The organism is Streptosporangium sp. NPDC049078 (assembly GCF_040648855.1).
In the GTDB taxonomy this organism is placed as follows: domain Bacteria; phylum Actinomycetota; class Actinomycetes; order Streptosporangiales; family Streptosporangiaceae; genus Streptosporangium.
Window position 1 is genome coordinate 146337 of sequence record NZ_JBEZEL010000016.1, and the last position, 19297, is coordinate 165633.

At 65.2% G+C, this 19297-nt stretch carries 17 protein-coding genes; 11 read left to right on the forward strand and 6 right to left on the reverse strand.

Annotation, left to right across the window (positions count from 1 at the left end; genetic code table 11):
- The first annotated feature begins 195 nt into the window (after positions 1–195).
- The 6 genes from AB0B90_RS27130 (at position 196) to AB0B90_RS27155 (ending at position 5544) form a co-directional block, all read left to right on the forward strand.
- Entirely contained in the window at positions 196–1473 is a 1278-nt protein-coding gene (locus AB0B90_RS27130; RefSeq protein WP_362925452.1) for a glutamate-cysteine ligase family protein, read from the forward strand.
- Positions 1470–2927 carry an ergothioneine biosynthesis protein EgtB gene (egtB, locus tag AB0B90_RS27135; protein ID WP_362925454.1) on the forward strand — a complete coding sequence of 486 codons (1458 nt, stop codon included), beginning with the start codon at positions 1470–1472 and terminating at the stop codon, positions 2925–2927. The genes AB0B90_RS27130 and egtB overlap by 4 nt, the downstream gene beginning before the upstream one ends.
- Positions 2928–3641, forward strand: coding sequence for an ergothioneine biosynthesis protein EgtC (gene egtC, locus AB0B90_RS27140; RefSeq protein ID WP_350949230.1), 714 nt, complete (start codon positions 2928–2930; stop codon positions 3639–3641).
- An 88-nt stretch (positions 3642–3729) separates the two neighbouring features.
- Positions 3730–4710 (forward strand): L-histidine N(alpha)-methyltransferase, encoded by a 981-nt coding sequence (gene egtD / locus AB0B90_RS27145; protein WP_350949231.1) that lies wholly within the window; start codon positions 3730–3732, stop codon positions 4708–4710.
- Positions 4711–4985: 275 nt separating this feature from the next.
- Complete coding sequence (locus AB0B90_RS27150; RefSeq protein ID WP_350949232.1) at positions 4986–5222, forward strand: DUF2945 domain-containing protein; 237 nt, start codon at positions 4986–4988, stop codon at positions 5220–5222.
- The gene (locus AB0B90_RS27155; RefSeq protein WP_350949233.1) at positions 5215–5544 is read left to right on the forward strand and encodes a DUF3140 domain-containing protein; all 330 of its coding nucleotides are present in this window, start codon (positions 5215–5217) and stop codon (positions 5542–5544) included. The genes AB0B90_RS27150 and AB0B90_RS27155 overlap by 8 nt, the downstream gene beginning before the upstream one ends.
- A gap of 152 nt (positions 5545–5696) precedes the next feature.
- Here AB0B90_RS27155 and AB0B90_RS27160 read toward each other — a convergent pair whose 3' ends face one another.
- A complete protein-coding gene (locus AB0B90_RS27160; protein WP_362925457.1) occupies positions 5697–5969 on the reverse strand; it encodes an integrase core domain-containing protein in 273 nt (90 codons plus the stop codon).
- On the opposite strand from AB0B90_RS27160, the gene ltrA reads away from it, so the two are divergent.
- The 3 genes from ltrA (at position 5872) to AB0B90_RS27175 (ending at position 12225) form a co-directional block, all read left to right on the forward strand.
- Entirely contained in the window at positions 5872–7050 is a 1179-nt protein-coding gene (gene ltrA / locus AB0B90_RS27165; RefSeq protein WP_362925459.1) for a group II intron reverse transcriptase/maturase, read from the forward strand. The two genes, AB0B90_RS27160 and ltrA, sit on opposite strands and share 98 nt — an antisense overlap.
- A 648-nt stretch (positions 7051–7698) precedes the next feature.
- Entirely contained in the window at positions 7699–8019 is a 321-nt protein-coding gene (locus AB0B90_RS27170; RefSeq protein ID WP_362896915.1) for a hypothetical protein, read from the forward strand.
- A gap of 27 nt (positions 8020–8046) precedes the next feature.
- The gene (locus AB0B90_RS27175) at positions 8047–12225 is read left to right on the forward strand and encodes a tetratricopeptide repeat protein (RefSeq protein ID WP_362925461.1); all 4179 of its coding nucleotides are present in this window, start codon (positions 8047–8049) and stop codon (positions 12223–12225) included.
- 594 nt (positions 12226–12819) lie between these two features.
- On the opposite strand, the gene AB0B90_RS27180 is transcribed toward AB0B90_RS27175, so the two are convergent.
- Together AB0B90_RS27180 and AB0B90_RS27185 are read right to left on the reverse strand one after the other, a co-directional pair.
- The gene (locus AB0B90_RS27180; protein WP_362925463.1) at positions 12820–13107 is read right to left on the reverse strand and encodes a hypothetical protein; all 288 of its coding nucleotides are present in this window, start codon (positions 13105–13107) and stop codon (positions 12820–12822) included.
- Positions 13104–13442, reverse strand: coding sequence for a hypothetical protein (locus AB0B90_RS27185; RefSeq protein ID WP_350949240.1), 339 nt, complete (start codon positions 13440–13442; stop codon positions 13104–13106). The genes AB0B90_RS27180 and AB0B90_RS27185 overlap by 4 nt, the downstream gene beginning before the upstream one ends.
- 320 nt (positions 13443–13762) lie before the next feature.
- Here AB0B90_RS27185 and AB0B90_RS27190 point away from each other — a divergent pair, with 320 nt between their 5' ends.
- Complete coding sequence (locus AB0B90_RS27190; protein ID WP_362925465.1) at positions 13763–14545, forward strand: hypothetical protein; 783 nt, start codon at positions 13763–13765, stop codon at positions 14543–14545.
- 155 nt (positions 14546–14700) lie between these two features.
- On the opposite strand, the gene AB0B90_RS27195 is transcribed toward AB0B90_RS27190, so the two are convergent.
- The gene (locus AB0B90_RS27195) at positions 14701–16260 is read right to left on the reverse strand and encodes a methionine--tRNA ligase (protein WP_362925467.1); all 1560 of its coding nucleotides are present in this window, start codon (positions 16258–16260) and stop codon (positions 14701–14703) included.
- 350 nt (positions 16261–16610) lie between these two features.
- On the opposite strand from AB0B90_RS27195, the gene AB0B90_RS27200 reads away from it, so the two are divergent.
- Complete coding sequence (locus AB0B90_RS27200; RefSeq protein WP_362925469.1) at positions 16611–16952, forward strand: MiAMP1 family antimicrobial peptide; 342 nt, start codon at positions 16611–16613, stop codon at positions 16950–16952.
- Between the two features lie 188 nt (positions 16953–17140).
- Here the strand turns inward: AB0B90_RS27200 and AB0B90_RS27205 are convergent, their stop codons facing one another.
- Together AB0B90_RS27205 and AB0B90_RS27210 are read right to left on the reverse strand one after the other, a co-directional pair.
- A complete protein-coding gene (locus tag AB0B90_RS27205) occupies positions 17141–17728 on the reverse strand; it encodes a hypothetical protein (protein ID WP_362925471.1) in 588 nt (195 codons plus the stop codon).
- A gap of 293 nt (positions 17729–18021) precedes the next feature.
- On the reverse strand, positions 18022–19278 hold the full coding sequence (locus tag AB0B90_RS27210; protein WP_362925473.1) for a pectate lyase: 1257 nt from the start codon (positions 19276–19278) through the stop codon (positions 18022–18024).
- Positions 19279–19297: the final 19 nt, after the last annotated feature.

Genomic DNA, 19297 nt, shown 5'->3' on the forward strand with positions numbered 1-19297 from the left:
AGAACGGGAATTTCCCCTCCAGAGCCACCATTTCTCCGGCGCCCTCCGTCCAGGAGGGCGCCGCGACGACCGAAAGGCCGGACGAGACGCCGCGACCTCGCGCGCCTCGACGCCCTCCACTCCCCCTGACGCCTGAGCCTTCGCGGCTCTATAAATCCATACCTAAATGGACATATAAGGCGAAAGGGGATGAGGATGACCGGTCTGGCGACCGAGAACACACTTATCCGGAACGCCGCGGATGTGGAGACCTTCGCACGACGCTGTTTCCTCGGCTCCCCCGGCGACCGGGTGGGTGTCGAGCTGGAGTTCCTGGTCTTCGACCGTACGGATCCCGCCCGCCAGGTTCCGCCGGCGAGGATCACCGACGCCCTGCCCCCGCTCCCCGGAGGGAGCCTGGTGACCTACGAACCCGGGGGGCAGCTGGAGCTCTCGGGACCGCCAGGCTCGCTGCCGAAGGCGATCGCCCTGCTGAGCGCCGACGTGAACGCGGTACGCCGGGCACTGCGGGACGCCGGCCTGGTGCTGGGCGGGGTGGGTCTCGACCCGCTGCGACCGCCCAGGCGGCAGCTGCGCCTGCCCAGGTACGAGGTGATGGCGCGCTTCCTCGGCACCCCGTACGGGGCGCTGATGATGTGCTCGACGGCGTCGGTCCAGGTCAACCTGGACCTGGGCGACAGACCCGCGGCCCGCTGGGAACGCGCCCACCTGCTGGGGCCCGTCCTCGTGGCGGCCTTCGCCAACTCGCCGCTCAGCGAGGGACGGCCGTGCGGATGGATGTCGGGACGCCAGGCGGTGTGGGAGCGGCTCGACCGCACGCGCACGGCCGCCGTCCCGGTGAGCCGCGACCCCGGCGCCGCGTGGACGGACTACCTGCTCGACGCCCGCCTCATGGCCGTACGCGACACCGACCGCGACACCGGCGGAGACGGGGAGGACGGTGAGGACGGTGAGGACACCGAGTCCTACCGTCCGGTTCTCGACGGCTCGACCTTCCGCGACCGGCTCGCCTCGCCGGAACACCCGCCGACCCTGGCGGACCTGAGCTACCACGCCACGACGCTCTTCCCGCCCGTACGGCCGCGCGGCTGGCTGGAGATCCGCTACCTCGACGCCCAGCACCCGGCGATCTGGCCGGTGTGCGCGGCGGTCACCCACGCCCTGGTGACGGACGACCGCGCGGCCGACGCGGCGCTGGCCGCGGCCGGGCCGTGCGCGGGGATGTGGGCGTCGGCGGCGCGCCACGGCCTGGCCGAGCCCCGGCTGCGCAGAGCCGCCGACGTCTGTTTCCGCGCCGCCCTCGGCGCGCTGCCCCGGCTGAGGGCGACCCCGGCCCTGGTCTGCGAGGTGGCCGCCTTCGCCGACCGCCACGTGACACCCGGCCGGTCCCCGGCCGCCGACCTGCTCGATCTGGTGACGGGATCGGCGGAACGTCTGCCCGGCTGGCTGGCCGAGGAAGGACAGACCCGATGAGCGACTTCAAGGAACGGATCGCCGCCGAGTTGACCGCCGCGCGGAACCGCTCCACGACCTACACCGACGCCGAGGACGACCTGCTGGTCAGGCAGCACTCGCCGCTGATGTCACCTCTGGTGTGGGATCTGGCCCACGTGGGCAACTACGAGGAGCTGTGGGTGCTGCGGGAGGTCGGCGGGATCACCCCGCTCCGCCCGGAGATCGACGACCTGTACGACGCCTTCAAGCACCCGCGTGCCGACCGCCCGTCCCTGCCCATCCTCGGGCCGGCCGAGGCGCGCCGCTACATCGAGGGGGTGCGCGGCCGGGTGCTGGACGTCCTGGACACGGTCGACCCGTACGACCCCGACCCGCTGCGCAGGAACGGTTTCGTCTTCGGCCTGGTGATCCAGCACGAGCACCAGCACGACGAGACGATGCTCGCCACCCTGCAGTTGTCGGGGCGGCCGAGACTGGTCCGCGACGGCGACCTGCCTCCCGCGGGAGCGCCCGGCTCCGAGGAGGTGTTCGTCCCCGCGGGGCCTTTCATGATGGGCACCGACACCCAGCCGTGGGCCTACGACAACGAGCGCCCCGCCCACCGGCTCGACCTGCCCGGCTACTGGATCGACAGACTGCCCGTCGGCAACCGCGCCTACGCGGACTTCGTCGAGGACGGCGGCTACGACGACCCCCGCTGGTGGTCCCCGGACGGCCTGCGCTGGCTGCGGCGCAACCACGCCTCCGCCCCGCTGTTCTGGACCAGGGACGGCGACACCTGGTGGCGTAGCCGTTTCGGCAGGACCGAGCCCGTGCCCATGGACGAACCCGTGCAGCATGTGTGCTGGTACGAGGCCGACGCCTACGCCCGGTGGGCGGGAAAGCGACTGCCCACCGAGGCCGAGTGGGAGAAGGCCTGCGGCTGGGACGCCGAGGCCGGTCGGGCCCGGACGTACCCGTGGGGCGACGACGACCCCGGCCCCGGCGTGGCGAACCTCGGGCACCGGGCGGCACGGCCGGCCCCGCTCGGCGCCTTCCCGCTGGGAGCGAGTCCCTGCGGCGCCGAACAGATGATCGGGGACGTGTGGGAGTGGACCGGTTCGTGGTTCCTGCCCCACCCGGGCTTCCGCAGCTTCCCCTACCGCGAGTACAGCGAGGTGTTCTTCGGCGCCCGCTACCGGGTGCTGCGCGGCGGGTCATGGGCCTCCGACCCGGCCGTGGTCCGCACCACGTTCAGGAACTGGGACCGCCCGGCCCGCAGGCAGATCTTCGCCGGCTTCCGGTGCGCCCGCTCGGCCTCCCCCGAACACTCCCCGCGGCGTTCCCCCGGCCACTCCGCCAGGCGCTCCACGCCCCGATCTTCAGGGGACTCCCCGAAAGGTCCGCCCGGAAGTTCGCCGGGACGCCACCGGGAACGCCCGGCGGAGCGCCTCGCGGAACGTCTTACCGGGCGTCCTGCGGAGCGCGGTTAGATGTGCCGCCACGCGTCCTGGCTGGGCGCTCCACGCACCCTCGCCTCGCTGATCCACGAGCCGGTCAACGGCCTGCTCCGGCAGTCCTACGCCCCGCGCCTGCAGCGCCACGGCAGGCTGAACGCCGACGGCTTCGGCATGGGCTGGTACGACGCCCTCGCGGAGCCGGTCCGCTACCGCCGGACGATCCCCGCCTGGGCCGACGCCAACCTGGCGGGCCTCGCCCGAACGGCCCGCTCCGGCTGCCTGCTGGCCTGCGTACGGTCGGCCAGTGCCGGGATGCCGATCGAGGAGAGCGCGACCGCGCCCTTCGCCGACGGGCCGTGGCTGCTCAGCCACAACGGCCGCGTCTCGCGAGAGACGGTGAGGGAGCTCGCTGACGAAGCGGAGAGTTCCTGCGACTCCGCGTGGCTCGCCGCCGCCGTGTTCGCCAGGCGGCGGGTGGGCGACCCGCTCGGCGAGGCCCTGGCGGAGGTCGTCACCCGCGCCGGGCTGAAGGATTCCCGCGCCCGCCTGAACCTCCTCGCCTGCGACGGCGCGTCGATCGCCGCGACCGCCTGGGGCGACACGCTCTTCCTCCGCCTCGACGGCCACCCGCGCGACGGCGTGCTCGTCGCGAGCGAGCCGCTGGACGACCGGCCCGGCTGGCAGGCCGTACCGGATCACACCCTGGTCCTCGCCTCACCCGACGGAGTGAGCGTCCAGCCGCTGTGACCGGGCGGGACGAGACCACGAGAAAAGCACAGCACCCGGCCACGGACCGGCGAGCGGGATCGTGGCCCCCACACATCCAGGAGGCCCAGTGACCGTCAGTGAGCCGACCATCCGCCTGGTCAACCATCTCGGCCGCGACCATCTCCGGCAGGCACTCGAACACGACGTCCGCGCCGGGCTGACGTCGACGCCGAAGTGGCTGCCGCCAAAGTGGTTCTACGACGAGGCGGGCAGCGAGCTGTTCTCCCGCATCACCCGGCTGCCCGAGTACTATCCCACCCGTCGCGAGCTGGCCATCCTGCGCAGGGAGGCCCTCGACATCGCCGTACGCGGCGGCGCGGACACCCTGGTCGAACTCGGTTCGGGGACGAGCGAGAAGACCGTCCTGCTGCTGGACGCCCTCTCCGCGGCCGGGACGCTGCGCGCCTACACGCCGGTGGACGTCGACGCGGCCACCCTGAGCGAGGCCGCGCACCGCCTCGCCTCCCGCTACCGTGGCCTCACCGTGCGCGCGGTCTGCGCCGACTTCGAGGCGCACCTCGCCCTGCTGCCCCGTACCGGACGGCGGATGGTGGCCTTCCTCGGCGGCACCATCGGCAACCTGACCCCGGCGGCGCGCGAGGTCTTCCTGAAGGAACTGCGCGCCACGCTCCGCCCCGGCGACACCTTCCTGCTCGGCGCGGACCTGGTCAAGGACGCCGACCGGCTGGTCGCGGCGTACGACGACGTGAGCGGGGTGACCGCCGCCTTCAACCGGAACGTCCTGCGCGTGATCGCCAGAGAGCTGGACGCCGACTTCGAGCCGGACGCCTTCGAGCACGTCGCGCTGTACGACGCGCGGCACGAGTGGGTCGAGATGCGGCTGCGCGCGAGCCGCGCCATGCGCGTGCGGATCGGCGACCTCGGCCTGCGGATCTCCTTCGCGGCCGGAGAGGAGATCCGCACCGAGATCAGCGCCAAGTTCCGCACCGAGGGACTGCGCAGGGAACTCCTGACGGCCGGTTTCGGGATGATCCGCCAGTACATCGACCCCACCGGCGACTTCGTCCTCGTCCTCGCCCACCCGTGACCCGCGCTCCCCTCAGGGCTCGACGCCGTATTCCGGATTCCGGGCAGCGCGGGTGAACTCGGCGGAGGCGTGGAACCGCTCGCAGCCGCCCCGGAGCCCGGCGCCGGCTCTCGCCGGGCACCGGGCCGGGGTGGCAATCGGCGAGTAACCACCGGCTGAACACCGGCCATCGACCACGGCGCCCCGTCGATCGTTGAGGGCGATCCGATCCAGCGAAGCGCCCGGGTTCGAGCCCGGCACGATGGGTTTCGAAAGGGTACGGGTAAGGGGCGGCCATGACCGACAAGCGCAGGCAGGACGACCTCGACGTGGGTGACGAGGTCACGTGGGAGAGCCACGGCTCGTCGACCTCGGGCAGGGTCGAGAAGAAGATCACGGAGCGGACCGAGGAAGCGGGCCGTACCGTGGACGCCTCGGCCGACGATCCGCAGTATCTCGTGCGCAGTGACAAGAGCGGCAAGACCGCCGTGCACAAGCAGTCGGCGCTGCGCAGGAAGGATCGCCATGACTGACGACGGCGAGCAGATCACCTCGGACTTCGACCAGGCGGTCAACATGACGGCCACGGAGCTGGAACGCTGGCTGGACACCGAGGAGTCCAAGAGCGTCGGGGACAAGTCAGGTGGCGAGGAGTCGACAGGCCACCGGTCCGGCCGCCGGATCATCGAGATCCTGCGGAAGCGGAAGGACGACCTGGGAGAGGACGACTACGCCCACATGCGCAAGGTGATCGGCTATGTCCGCCGCCATCTGACGCAGCGGCCGTCCGGGGACGTGAAGGAGACCCGCTGGCGATACTCCCTCATGAACTGGGGGCACGACCCGCTCAAGTGAAGGCGCGGCCCGCGCCGCCGGTCACGTGCGGACAGCCGTCCTGACCTCGTCCCCGGCGAGCCGGAACCGGCCGAGGGACGTCGCGGTGTTCTCCGCTTCGCAGAGGGCGACCACATAAAGTTCGCCTGCCTTGTGCAACTGACGTTGATCGTTTACGCCTGGGTCTGAGTCTTCTGCTTAAGGCGTTCGTAGGGGGTCTGGCCGCTGAGGCCGCCATGGGGTCGATCGTAGTTGTAGTAGTCCTCCCATTCGCGAAGCTTGTCGTTGAAGACCTCGGCGTCGTCGATGACGACACCGTCCAGCATCCGGTAGAACTCTTCGGCGTCGATGCGGTGTGAGCGTTCGACCTTGCCGTTCAGCCGCGGTGTGCGGGGACGCACGATTCCCAAGGCGGGCGGCAAGCTACGCCGTCTGGGGATCGCCACAGTGGCCGATCGGGTTGTCCAGGCGGCGCTGAAGCTGGTGCTGGAACCCATCTTCGAGGCCGCCTTCGAGCCGGTCTCCTACGGGTTCCGGCCCAGGCGGCGAGCCCACGACGCAATCGCCGAGATCCACTACTTCGGCACCCGCGCATACCGGTGGGTGCTGGACGCGGACATCAAGGCGGCCTTCGACAACGTCTCACACCCGGCCCTGATGGACCGGATACGGGCAAGAGTGAAGGACAAACGCGTCCTGGCGCTGGTCAAGGCGTTCCTCAAGGCCGGGATCCTCACCGAACTCGGCGAACACAGGAACACCCACACCGGCACGCCGCAGGGGGGCACCCTGTCCCCGTTGATCTTCAACATCGCCATGTCTGCGCTCGATGAGCACCTGCACGGCCCGTGGAAGGAAAACGGGACGATGAGCACCCACAGCCGACGCGTGCACCGCCGCCGCAAGGGCATGCCGAACTGGCGCATCGTCCGCTACGCGGACGATTTCGTCGTGCTCGTGCACGGCACCCGCGACGACGTGCACACCCTGCACGAAGAGATCACTGATGTGCTCGCCCCGCTGGGTCTGCAACTCTCGGAGTCCAAGACCCGCATCGTGCACATGAGTGAGGCGTTCGACTTCTTGGGGTTCCGCATCCAGTGGCGCCGCAAGCAAGGCACCGACAAGTGGTACGTCTACACCTTCATCTCCCACCGGGCCATCCGGTCGGTGAAGGCCAAGATCCGTGCCCTCACGCGCAGAACGTCACAGCAGGACCTCGAACACGTGCTGAGAAGACTCAATCTGATCATGCACGGCTGGGCCATCTGCTTCAAACACGCCGTCGCACAGACAGTGTTCGACATGCTGGACAACTTCACCTGGTGGAGAGTCATCCGCATGCTGGGCGAACGGCACCGTTGGAGGTGGAAGGACATCCGCCGACGGTTCACCACGCCCACTGGGCAATGGCTACCGATCGTCGCGGGTGAGATCGAGCTGAAGCGCCTCGCAGCGATCCCGATCATCCGATATTGCTACCGAGGCAGCAAGATCCCCAACCTTTGGGGTCCTACCCCCACCTAACGACAGAGACCGTGGAGAGCCCGTTGCGATGAGAGTCGCACGGCGGGTTCGGCGAGGGGTCCGGGGAAACGGACCGGAGGAAACTCCGACACCGCGCCCCGGGCCTACTCAGCGCGACCCGCCTGCGGCGTCTCGCCGCGCGTAGGGCGGTCGCTGGCCGCGCTACGGCTCTTCGGCCGGTCGCGGCCAGCACCGCCCACGCGCCCGACAGCCACAATGAACCGCGCCAATCGGTTAATACGCATCTCGACCATAGGGAACAAACCGACGCAAAGATCGTAGCCGGTGATTCTCCGAATACGCTGCCGATGGGCTCTATGGCCGCGAGGCGACCACCCCACTGGGGACTCAGCTTGTGGAGTGGCTTGCCTGGTACCTGATCACTGCTGTGGACGACTGCCAGAGCAGGGCGCACCTCCTTCTTTTGGCATTCACGGACATACAACCCAGTTCCCAATTACAGTCGACGCGCGAGGCGCGCAGTTCGAGGACGCTTTCGGTGAGGGGTTGGCAATGATTGGGGACCTTCCCACGTTGGTCGGCCAGGCATGGCCCTACATGGGCGCCGCAGTGGCTGCCTACGGTGGGGCCGTCTTGGCCAGGGCGCAGGACGAAGCCGCAGATGTCACGGTCACATGGGGCCGAAGGATGTTGCAACGAATCTTCGGTGTCACTCCGGAGGGTGAGGATGCGCCCACGGCGGTGGTCGAGCTCGCAGACGACCCGAGTGATTCGGATCTACAATCGACGCTCCGCATCCATATTCGCAAGGCGCTGGCCGCTGACTCAAGCCTCGCGGCCGACATCCGAAGGATGCTGGAGGAAGCTGATCGCGCATCGGGCGTGCGCGTAGAGATCGGCACACAAGCTGTTGGCGTAGCACAATCAGTTGGCATAGTAATTGGACCCAATTCCACTGTGGAAAAGGCCGTCCACATCGAAAATGTTGAACAGGATGTCAATTTCTAAACCTGAGTAATGTGGATGGTTTCGAGGATGGAATCGCGCGGTCCTGCATCATCGGACGGTGAAGAGCCGGTCTTCGCTATGTGGTCATCAATGGATGCCGGGATAGTAGTGGGCGCCCATGCTCACATAGATAATGCCGTATCTATAGGTCACGCTCAGAGTGTTAACGTACATCTATCTGAAAACGAGCCACCTTTTTCAGCGCCTCCACTGCCCAAGAGGCCGGCACTCTGCATAGGCCGCGAAAATGAGTTAGAAGAACTCACAGCCGGGATCGCCTCATTATCCCCACCGACGGGCATGGTTACCACCGTAGCCATAGTCGGCTCTCCTGGGGTGGGAAAAACTACGTTAGCTCTAACGTTCGCTCACTCAATCGCCGAAAAGTATCCAGACGGTCAGATCTATCTTCAACTCGAAAATACCGAGAGGAGAGGAGAATCCGAAGACCTACTTGAGTTAATTCTTCTGTCGCTAGGCCAGCGGGGATCACAGATTCCCAAGTCGGTCACCGGCAGAATCGGGCTTGTGCGTTCTATTTTATCTAAACGCCAAATACTCATATTGGTGGATAATGTCACAAGAGAAGCGCAACTGCGAGGAATGCTCCCCATTCCAGACGGATCTCTCTTAGTGTGCACAAGCCGGTCGGGGCTGAGTGGATTGCGAACACCTGGCGTGCACCATCAGCACATTGGGACACTCAGTCAATCAGCTGCAACAGCATATCTTTCGGCAAGGGTCGGTGAATCTCGAGTCCTGCCTCCAGATCAAATGGACCGTTTAGCGGAGCTTTGCGGAAGGCTACCTCTCGCGCTTCACTTGATATCGGCTAAGCTTCTTGCACGACCGAACCTGACAGTCGCGAAAATGATTTGTGCCCTCACCGATAAAAAGCAGCGTTTGAAGGGCCTGCGGGTGGGCGAGCTCTCGATTAGGGCTGCTTTCGAGATGAGCTACACAGATCTAGCGGTCGATTCGGCATGTGCGTTCCGCGCGCTAGGCTCGCATCCGACAGGTAATATCAGTGCGAGCATTGCAGTTGCAGCGACTGATGCCCTTATCTCTGCGACGGCAACTTTCACCGATCTTGATGCAGAAGAGTTGCTCGATGAGCTCGTCGAGCAAGGCTTGGTCGAACATGTAGGTGTCGAACGGTTCCGCATACACGACTTAGTGCTGAGCTATGCATCAGCGCTATTTCTTGAAGACGAGGCAACAGAGGCGCAACATAAAGTAACTATCGCTGTCTGCCAAGCCTACGTGGCGCTCGCAATGGAGCTCGCAGGGCAAATAAACCCCCAGAAAAGCAATGAGCAGGACGGGTCACCTATAGCCGTCGAAATTATGGAGATCACCACAAATGAGGACCTCGCGAACTGCCTAGAAGTTGCTCAGCAGGCTGTAGATATCTGTGAATGGAATCTTGCTGCAGAGCTAGCATTTTCTGCCGATCCCATACTTCGCGCGCGCAGTCGCTGGAGAGCGCTTCTTCGCATGAACGAGCTCGTATTGGCAGCTGCAGCAGAAACTTTGAACAGCTGGTGGCAAGCACGTGCTCTGCTTAGTATTGGTCACGCGCGTGTGAGGCTGGGTGAAGTTTCTGCGGGCCAGTCAGCCATCCACGATTCCTTCGAGCTGTCGCGCGAATCCGGCTACACAAACCTAGCGATCGAGGCCCTCCATCATGTGGCACAGCTCCAGGCGGAGTCTCAGCCTGACGAGGCCGCAAAACTATACAAGCTGATCCTCAAGTCTCTTCGCCAGACTGGAAATAGGGAAGGTATAGCAAGCGCGCTCTCGGGTCTAGCGGACTGTATGCTAAGGACTGGTCGGCCCGAAAGAGCAGAGCAGCTTCTACAGCACGCCCTTGCGATCGTCAAAGACGCCACGAACCTGGCATTTCGCGCTGCTATTCTCGCTAACCTCGGGCTGGTTTGCCTCGAACTGGAAAGGCCACATGAGGCGCACGCATTCATAGACATGGCTCTCCGTGATCACATAGCTGCCACTGATCCATCAGGTGAGGCCGGGGCCCACCTGCTCAAAGGACGAATTGCCGAAGCGCTGAGCGACACCGGAAGTGCGCTATGCGAGTACCAGCGGGCACTTGAACTCTACGAAAAACTGGAAGAGGTAGCTGGTCAGCAGACCTCTTTTAGTCACATTGGCGGACTCTTCCACGCTACAGGTCGACCAGCGGAAGCAGCCGAATATTATCAAAAGAGCCTTGATCTCGCAGAAACCTTATTCGATTCTCAGGCCATCGTTGTGTCACTAGCAAACCTCGGGACACTTTGGCTGAACGTGGGCGAGCTTGAATCTGCCAAAGAGGCTCTCACAAGAGCTCTGCGTGTGGCTGAAGATTCCGAGAACTCATTCCTAGTTACACAAGCGTTACAGCAGTTCTCTAAATATTGGACACATCAAGGGGAATGGGAAAGAGCAGCCCAGACACTAGAGCGGGTTCTAACGCTTGTTCGGAACATGAGAGCAAATCCGAATACCGCGGAAACGCGCGTGTCGCTCAGCTATGCATATTTCCGCTTGGGGCGACAAAAGGATGCACTCCGAGAACTTCGTCTGGCAGAGTCGGAACTTGGGGCTGGTTCTACATCGATCTCCATTGTTGCAGTAAAGAGGCAGCTCGCGACGATACTTTCAAGCCGTGGAATGTTCGATGAGGCAATTGCAGAAGCAGAGGATGCCTTGGAACGGTCAAAGACTATAGGGCTTAACCCTGGCATTGCAGAGTCATTAGGTGTGCTCGCTAACGTGTTAGCTCGTCAAGGCGAATTCGCTCGAGCTGCCGGTATATATCGTGAGTGTATTCAGCTCGCTAGCGATGCGCTCGACCTGCGTCTACTTGTCTCACACACCGTAAATCTTTCTACCTGCCTAGCGAATTCTAGCCAAGCGGAGGACGCCTTTGAGGGATATAAGAATGCACTTAAGCTTGCAGGTCGGCTCCAAGATCGATCATTGCAAGCAACAATTCTCCGTTGCATTGGGGTCGAGCATGCTAAGAGTAGCCGCTCAGCTGAAGCGCTGAAGCGCTTTGCCGAGTCAGAAAGAATTGCTACCTCGCTAGGCGACAAGCACCTGATTGCTGTACTACGAACTGACCAGGCTCAGGTTTACGTTGGACGACAGAAGCTAGACAGGGCTCGGCAGTTGCTAGAGAACGCTCAGCACATTTATGCGGAGCTCAAAGACGTTGATGCAGAGCGGAAGACCCTCCTCCGGATTCTGGGCGTTGAGGTGCAGCGTGACGGCCTGTCGGGTAAACAGCTTCCTCAAAAGGTCAATGAGCTCCTCTGTCAGAATGGTCACTCCCCAGCCGGCGCGTTCCTGAGGCGTGATCTCATTGCACCCACTGAGGCCTATCAGTTCCTCGGTAGTGAGCACCAGCTTCCTGGGCGTCGAATAAACATCTCTAGCGATGTGCGAGAAAGTCTACCTCCAGTTGATATTGAAGGCGCTCTTCAGCATATGAGTGTCTCGCGTCAGAACTGCATAGTTTGCAGACAGCCGCTCGCCTTGGGAGGGGAGGCGAATCTAATTCGGCTCTTGCATCGGGGAGAGGATTCGCTGCTATGGCTTAAACTGAGCCACTCTAGATGCGGCCCATCGGAGATCGTGACTATTGATGAGATCCCTCAGGCTGGCATAGTAAACATGGAGATTGAATGCGCCCTAATGTCGTTGGGTGACACGCTGATTCCCAGCCTCATTATCGATATCCCCTACCTAGCTCGTAGTGCGGATGGCGACGGTTCCTCTGATACGTTTCTAGATGGACTGGTTGAGCGTGGATTTACGCGCATGAGTTTGGACTCTCACTCGAAGCAGATCCAAGCGGAACTAGTAGCCGCCGTTCAGAATCCAGAGATCCTTGCTGTGTTACACAACGGCCGAGTAGACGTTTCTGCCCGCGACTTGAAGGTTCTCTCAAATGCCCCGCTTAGCTTTCTTCCAGCATGGTATGAGCGGACATATGAAGGCATTCTTGGCGTGATGGTTGGCCACAACCTCCAAGGCATGAGTTGGGAGAGTACTGATCATATTATTGACGCAGCGATGCGTGGTCGTCTTGTCTTCGGCATAGCTCCTCTTGTCGTCCACCATCCCCCCAAGGGCCGCCCATGTATTTGCACGCCTTCTACGGGAAGAAAGTTCAAACGTTGCTGTGGCTCGTCTGTGTAGGCGTCAGACTAGATCTCCCATCGGCATACCATATTGCTATGAAACTCCGCCACAGCGAACCTGGATGGCAGGGGAGGCCAGAAGATGAGGGTGGCGCCTACCAGGTCCTGAACAGGAAGCGCAGGTGCCCGTGGGCGGATCATGATCGCCCCTTGCCAACAGATGCTTCGATATTGCGATGCACCCGCAGGACAATCATCAGGATGATGTAGATCTCGATCGTAAATGAGCAGGTGGGGGTGAGGTTTCAGGAGGCGTAGAACCGCGCTCCTCATGCAGGTGTTTTTGTCGAGTCCTACGGGGAGGCTGTGACGATCGCTGACTTCGGTAGCCGCCGTTGGCTGCTGGGGCGATCGACGCCAAGACCCTCCTTTGTTGGGACTTGCCATCGATGACCATGGTTGAGGTGACAGCGGCGCTGACAGCAACGTCCCCGCACACGGACTCACTTCGGCTACCGTCCACCCCCCTCTGACCACGGTCTCAGCTACCCCACCAGCGTGATTGGTACGCCTGAAAAGCGGAAGGTCGTATTTCTGTTTGCTGAGGCGTGGCGACACGGGTCCCTCCAGATCCCGCGCCGCCACGCCCGTCTCACCGAGCTCTTCCGGACAGCAACGCCGTCCAGATCGCCCGAGCCTCATTGATCGGCCAGGAAAAGGTCTCTTGGACCTGGTGGCCGCTGTCGAGTTGGATGGTTCGCCGGACGAACGCCCGACCGGCGCCTTCGTACAGTTCGTAGACCGTGGCACGGCACCAACAGGTCCAGGCCACCGAGCGCGCCCGCTCAAGTGCTGGATAGGGCTGTTGCCAGTCCAGCCGGATATGGTCTCGCTGCGGCATTGCCACATGTGGGCTCAGGCACTCGTCGAGCAGAGTCACGACGTGCGCTCCGCGACGCCTCCGCACCGGTAGGCCGCTTTGAGGAGCTCTTCGTACCGCTGGGCGACGTAGTGGGCGACGGTGATGGGGTTGTCCACGCCGTAGACCCGATACAGGCGGCGCCCCGTCTTCACCGAGGTCTTCCCCGTCCACCAGCGGTAGGCGCGCCCGTCCGTCCAGACCAGGAGATCGGCCCAGACGGAGACCAGGGCGACGCCGTGGCCCTCGTGGACGTCGGCCGAGACGCCGCAGTGTTCGAGGCCGATCCGCAGGCGCTCAGCAGCCAGGGCCGCCGGGCATCGTTGAGCCGGCCCTTTGCCGCCGAGGGCGCTCACGACTCCAGCCCTTCCTGGTCGCGGAGCTGCTGGGCGAGTTCGGTGACGTCGTCGGCGTCGATTGTCCGGTAAATGCCACGATTTATCTCTTCGTCGGTGAGGTGTCGGCCATTCCGGGTTGCCCACAAACGACCCGCAGAACTACGCCAAATACACCATCCGGGAAATTCTGCCTGGAGGTCTTCCAGAATCATGGGTGTTGACATGGAGTAAGCGTCGTTCCATTTGAGTGACGAACCCACCGCGTTCCAGAGACGTCCAGGACGTTTCAAAGTTAGAGTCGAAAACGTCCTTGACGTCCTCACTTCCCGAGGTGCACCGTGGCCAACGTCCCCTTACGCCGCGCCATGCTCGATGCGAAGCTGAGCAACCAGAATCTGGCAGACCGCTGCGAGGTGGACGTTAAAACGGTGGAACGCTGGTTACAGGATGAGGCACGAGTCCCGCACCTCCGGCACCAGTTGGCCGCCGCCGAGGCATTAGGAGTTGATACGTCCGTGTTGTGGCCAGAGGCTATCCGTAACACCGTGAAAACCGGCCCGGATCGAGAGGTTCTGACCGTTTACCCATATCGGTCGGCGTGCCCCAAGTCGATCTGGCGCAACCTGATCACCTCGGCCCGCAACGAGATCGTCTTCGCCGGGTACACCAACTACTTCCTGTGGCTGGAACACCCCAACCTCGCCAAGGTCCTCAAGCGCAAGGCCGAGCAAGGGTGCAAGATCCGGTTCCTGATCGGTGATCCGGACAGTGAGGTCACCCGCCGCCGGGAGGAGGTGGAGAGCGTTCCGTTGACGGTTTCCACCCGCATCCGGATCACCCTCTCGGAGATCGAGCAGGTTCGGGACGTGCCCGGTATCGAGGCGAGGTTCGGAGACGAGCACATCGCGATGAGCGTCTTCCGCTTCGATTCGGAGATGCTCGTGACGCCGCACCTGGCCAAGCTCGTCGGCCACGACTCGCCGATGATGCATCTGCGCCGCTACCAGGACGACGGCCTGTTCGACCGGTTCGGCTACCACGCCTCCGAGTTGTGGAGCAATGGGAGGAACGTCTGGGCAGAGGAGCCACGCAAGCCTGCGGGGAGCGCCAGTTCTGGGTGACCAGCGCCCCCGGACGGGAGCATTTCCGATGGCCGCTGCGTCGCGGTGAGGGCCGGGACACGGCCCCGTCCGCGTCGCAGCCGGCGCGGATCGGAGCACGACCCTTTCGCACCGCGCGCCGGAGCACGGAACCCGGCCCTCGTGCGCGGTACGCGTCAGGGCAGAGGGTTCGGCTCCGGGGCGGTGAGCCGCCGGAAGAGCGGGCGCGGCTCGGGAAGGCCCTCCTCCCCGGCTGTGCACTGCGCGGCGATCCGGGCGGCCGTACCTGGCAGGAACGGCGCCAGCTGATCGGCCAACGTCTCGCACGCCCGGACGAGCGCGGCGAGGACGGCGTCGAGCCGAGCCGCGGCGCCGAGGGCGCCGTCGCGTTCGGCCCGGGCCAGCTCCCAGGGCCGGATGAGGTCGACGTAACGGTTGGCCTCGTCGACGATGGCCCAGACCGGCGCGGTGGCCCGGCGGAACGCGAAGTCGTCCAGGGCCGAGCGGACGAGACCGGGCGCCTGGCGGCAGGCCGCCTCCAGGGCCTCCCCTCCCGGCGCGCCGATCCCACCGCCTGTCCCTGGCCCTGTGCCGGTGAGGGGAACGTGCCCGTCGCGGTAGCGGTGGACCATGGCGACGACCCGGTTGACGAGGTTGCCCAGCCCGTTGGCGAGCTCGTCGTTGGCGCGGGCGACGAGCCGGTCGACCGTGAAGTCGGCGTCCCCGACGCGCGGCACCTCGCGCAACAACCACCAGCGGACGGCGTCGGTGCCGTACTCTCCTGCCAGGGCGATCGGATCGGCCGTGCCCCCACCGGATTTACTGATCTTGCGGCCACCGGCGGTGAGGTAGTCGTGTACCACCACGTCCGTGGGCGGCGGCTGCCCGGCCGACAGCAGCATCGCCGGCCAGTAGACGGCGTGGAAGCGCAACACTCCCTTGCCGACCAGGTGGATCCGGCGGTCGGCGCCGACCCACCAGCGGCCGTGGTTCTCACCGCCGGTGCCGTAGTCCAGGGCCGTGATGTAGTTGCCGAGCGCGTCCCACCACACGTAGACGACCTGGCCGGGGTCACCGGGAACCGGGATTCCCCACCCCCGGGCACGGGCGGTCGACCGGGAGACCGAGAGGTCCTCCAGGCCACCGGCGATGAAGCCGAGGACCTCGTTGCGACGCTCCGCGGGCTCGATCCTCAGGCGTCCGTCGGCGACGAGGTCGTGGAGCCGGTCCGCGTAGCGCGAGAGGCGGAAGAACCAGTTCTCCTCGGCCACCCGCTGGGGCTCGACACCGTGTTCCGGGCATCGTCCGCCGGTGAGCTCGGCGGGGGTGTAGAACTGCTCGCAGCCGACGCAGTAAAGACCCTCGTAGTGCTTACGGTAGAGGTCACCGGCATCGGCGCAGGCCCGCCAGAGCCTCTCCACGCCACTCCGGTGGCGGGGGTCGCGGCTGGTACGGACGACGTCGTCGACCGTGAGTGCCAGCGGCTCGCGCAGCGCGACGAACGCCTCGGCGTTACGGTCGACGAACTCCTGGACGGGAACACCGGCCGCCTCGGCGGCCAGCACGTTCTTCAACGAGTTGTCGTCGGTGCCGGTCTGGAACCGTACCCGGTCGCCCTGTGCCCTGCGGAACCGGGCGAGCACGTCGGCCTGCACGAGCTCCAGCGCGAACCCCAGGTGGGGGCGGGCGTTGACGTAGGGGATGGTGGTGGTGACGTAGGTGTGCGGTGTGGTCATCGGAACCTCCGAAAGAACGGGGGCTCCGGCCGGTGAAACGCGCCGAGGCCCCGTGACAGGGCCTCGGAAACGAACGTCCGTGCAGCGTCAGCGGCCCCGTGAGCGGGGCATCATCACCTGGCGTCCGGACGTGTTCATGCGGTCAGGTTAACACCCGCCCCTTGGCACGAGCCGCCGGTTTTACGGCGAACGGCCTCAGCGCGAGGAGGGATCAGGTGCCCCCGCGACGAGCCGCCGGGAATCGCGACACGCCGCGCGGCCCACCTCATGGCCTCGGCGATACCTCCGGCAGGTGATCCGGACCATGCACCGACCACCTCCTTCACTCTGAGTGATAGTCTCGTTACTCATTGCAGAGAATCGAGATCGTCGAGAGGATCGTCGTGAAGCGAATCGCCCTCGTCCCCGTCATCTCCGCCGCCCTGGTCGTGGTCATGGGCAGCGCCGCCTACGCCTCGCAGTACGTGGCCTACGAAGGGCCGGGCTTCACCGGCCGGTCGGTGGTCATCGACCGGTGCGGCCCGTCCAACATCCCCTTCCACGGGTCCTACAAGTGGTACGGCGACGGCCAGAGCGGCCGGATGTACAACCAGCCCGACACCCAGGGAGTGATGCACTTCGAGCTGGCGCCCAACCGCAACGCGGAGCAGAGGACACCCGTCGGCTGGAAGAGCATCTTCATCGTGTGCTGACGCCCGGAAGACGTGGCCGGAAGCCGGAGCCTCTCCGGCTTCCGGCCACGCGCCTGTGTCTTCCCGTGTCTTCCCCGTGTCTCGCCGCCCGCCTCCTCAGACCGCCTCATTCAGCCGGGAAGCGGCCACGGCCCGCTGCAGGGTAGGTCCACTTTCTCCTCGTCCAACGATCCCGCCGGGGCTACCGGTTACCTGGCCGACTCCATGATGGCGAGCACCTCCGGCATCATCTCCCGGTAACCGGCGCCTTGCTTGACCCGCGCGCTGAAGTTCTGGGCTTCGTGCGTCGTCGGCAGGACGCCCACGAGCAGCATCGGCAGGAACAGGCGACGGGCCAGCAGTTCGGGACCGGAGACGGCGTGGGGGCGGCGCAGGACCGAGACGTTCACGCGGACCGCGTGCTCGTTCAACCGGGGCACCCCCGGCCGGTCGGTCTCGATCGCCGCGTAACGGAAACCATGGGCGAGGTCACAGGGGTCGCAGCCGACCGGCCCGCGGCTCAGGACCCCATGACACTTCGGGCACACCATTTTGTCGAGCGCGGCATCGACCACCCGCCAGTCGTGCCGGTCCGGCTCATCGACGACCATTTCTCCGACGGCCATCGCCTCGGCGGGAGAGACGGGGCCGATTTCCGTGCGCAGGAACTCCTGCCAGCCTTCCTCGACGATGTCGTCCACGAGTGCGGCGCAACGTGCGCAGTCCGGGGCGCCACCGTATTCCCAGCAGTCGCAGGCCGGACAGATCCTCAGCGGGTCACCCACCGCTGGCCGCATCGCTTCTCCATGCACATAGACCGCGTCCACCGACGTTCTAACCCTACCGATGGGGTGTACGGGCTCGACTGGATTTCACGCCGGAGGAAGCCCTCCCGGGGAGCCCCGCCGGCCCGTACACCTTGGAGAAGATGCGCAGGACCGCCAAGACCGGGTGACAACGACTCGGGACGGTGGACGGTCGTGACACCGTACGCCCAGGTCAGGGTCGATTCCTGTCCTGGGCGCCGGAGGCGGTCGTCTTCCGAAAGCCCGGGTAGGCGGGTGTGTGAGGACCCGCCTACCCGGGGGTTCTAGCGGCGGGTGATGTTGGACTCCGAGTACAGGCAGTTCGTGCCGTCGGGTCCCTCGCCGATCTTGCTGGGCTCGCTGCCCTTCGGCACGCCCTTGTAGCGCTCGCAGATGGTGGTGTTGCCGTAGACGGTGATCCGGCTGAAGCGCGCGGTGTCGCCCCAGTTGGAGTTGATCCCGGCCAGCACCTTCGTGGAGCGGGCGGTGATGCCGTCCATCACCACGTGGCGCGTGTAGGAGGAGGAGCAGTTGCCGCAGGCCCGGTACAGCTTGCCGGAGCTGTGCACCTGGAAGTTCCTGATCGTGAGCGTGCCGGCGCCGTTGTGCTGGAAGACCTTGTCGGCGCCGGACTTGGCGCCGCCGCCGTCCACCAGGTAGGTGGCCGAGGAGCTGGAGGACTTGAACGTCGCGGCGTCCTCGCCGACGTCGTTCCACCACACGTTGCGGATGGTGCAGGAGCCCTCGCAGTGGATGCCGTCACCGGCCGGGGCGTCGAGGATGACGTTCTGGATCGTGCCGCCGTTGGCGACGACGAACATCGGGTCCTGGCTCTCGCTCTGGCCTCCGTCGCCGATGCCGTAGTAGCGCTTCATGCCGCCGTCGAAGAACGTGCCGGCGTTGCGGGTGGTGGTCTGGTGCACGCTGCCGGTGTCCGAGGGCCACGAGCCGCTGCCGTCACCGTTTCCCGGGGGCGGCGAGGTCGGGGTCGGAGTCGGGGTGGGGTTCGGCGGCGGCGTGCCGCCGGCGGTCCGGAACGTCCACTGTTTGGTGGCCACCGAGTCGCAGGAGTTCTGCTGCAGCAGGGCGCCGGAGGAGGTGGAGTTGTCCTGGACGTTGAGGCACTTGCCGCCGTTGGCGTTGACCACCCGGTAGTTGGACCCGGAGGCGGTAAGCTGCCAGGTCTGCGACGCGGCCCCGGTGCAGGACTCCTGCTGGACCGCCTTGCCGGCGCTGGTGGAGGCGTCCCGCACGCCGAGGCACTTGCCGCTGTGCGTCGCCTTGATCTGGTATCCGCCGCCCGAGGAGGTGAGCGTGAAGACCTGTCCGGCGGCGTTGGTGCAGGCGTTCTGGGCCAGTTGCACGCCGTCGCCGGTGCTCTGCCCCGGTACGGCGGCGCACAGGCCGCTGCCCGCGTTAGCGAGCGTGTAGTTGCCGTTGGAGGGGGCCGCCGAGGCCGGGGTGGAGAGCACGGTCACCAGCCCGCTGCCCGTCACGAGGGCGGCGGCCAGCATGACCGCGAGTCTTCGGTCCTTGCGCATCGTCATCTCCAGTTCGGTC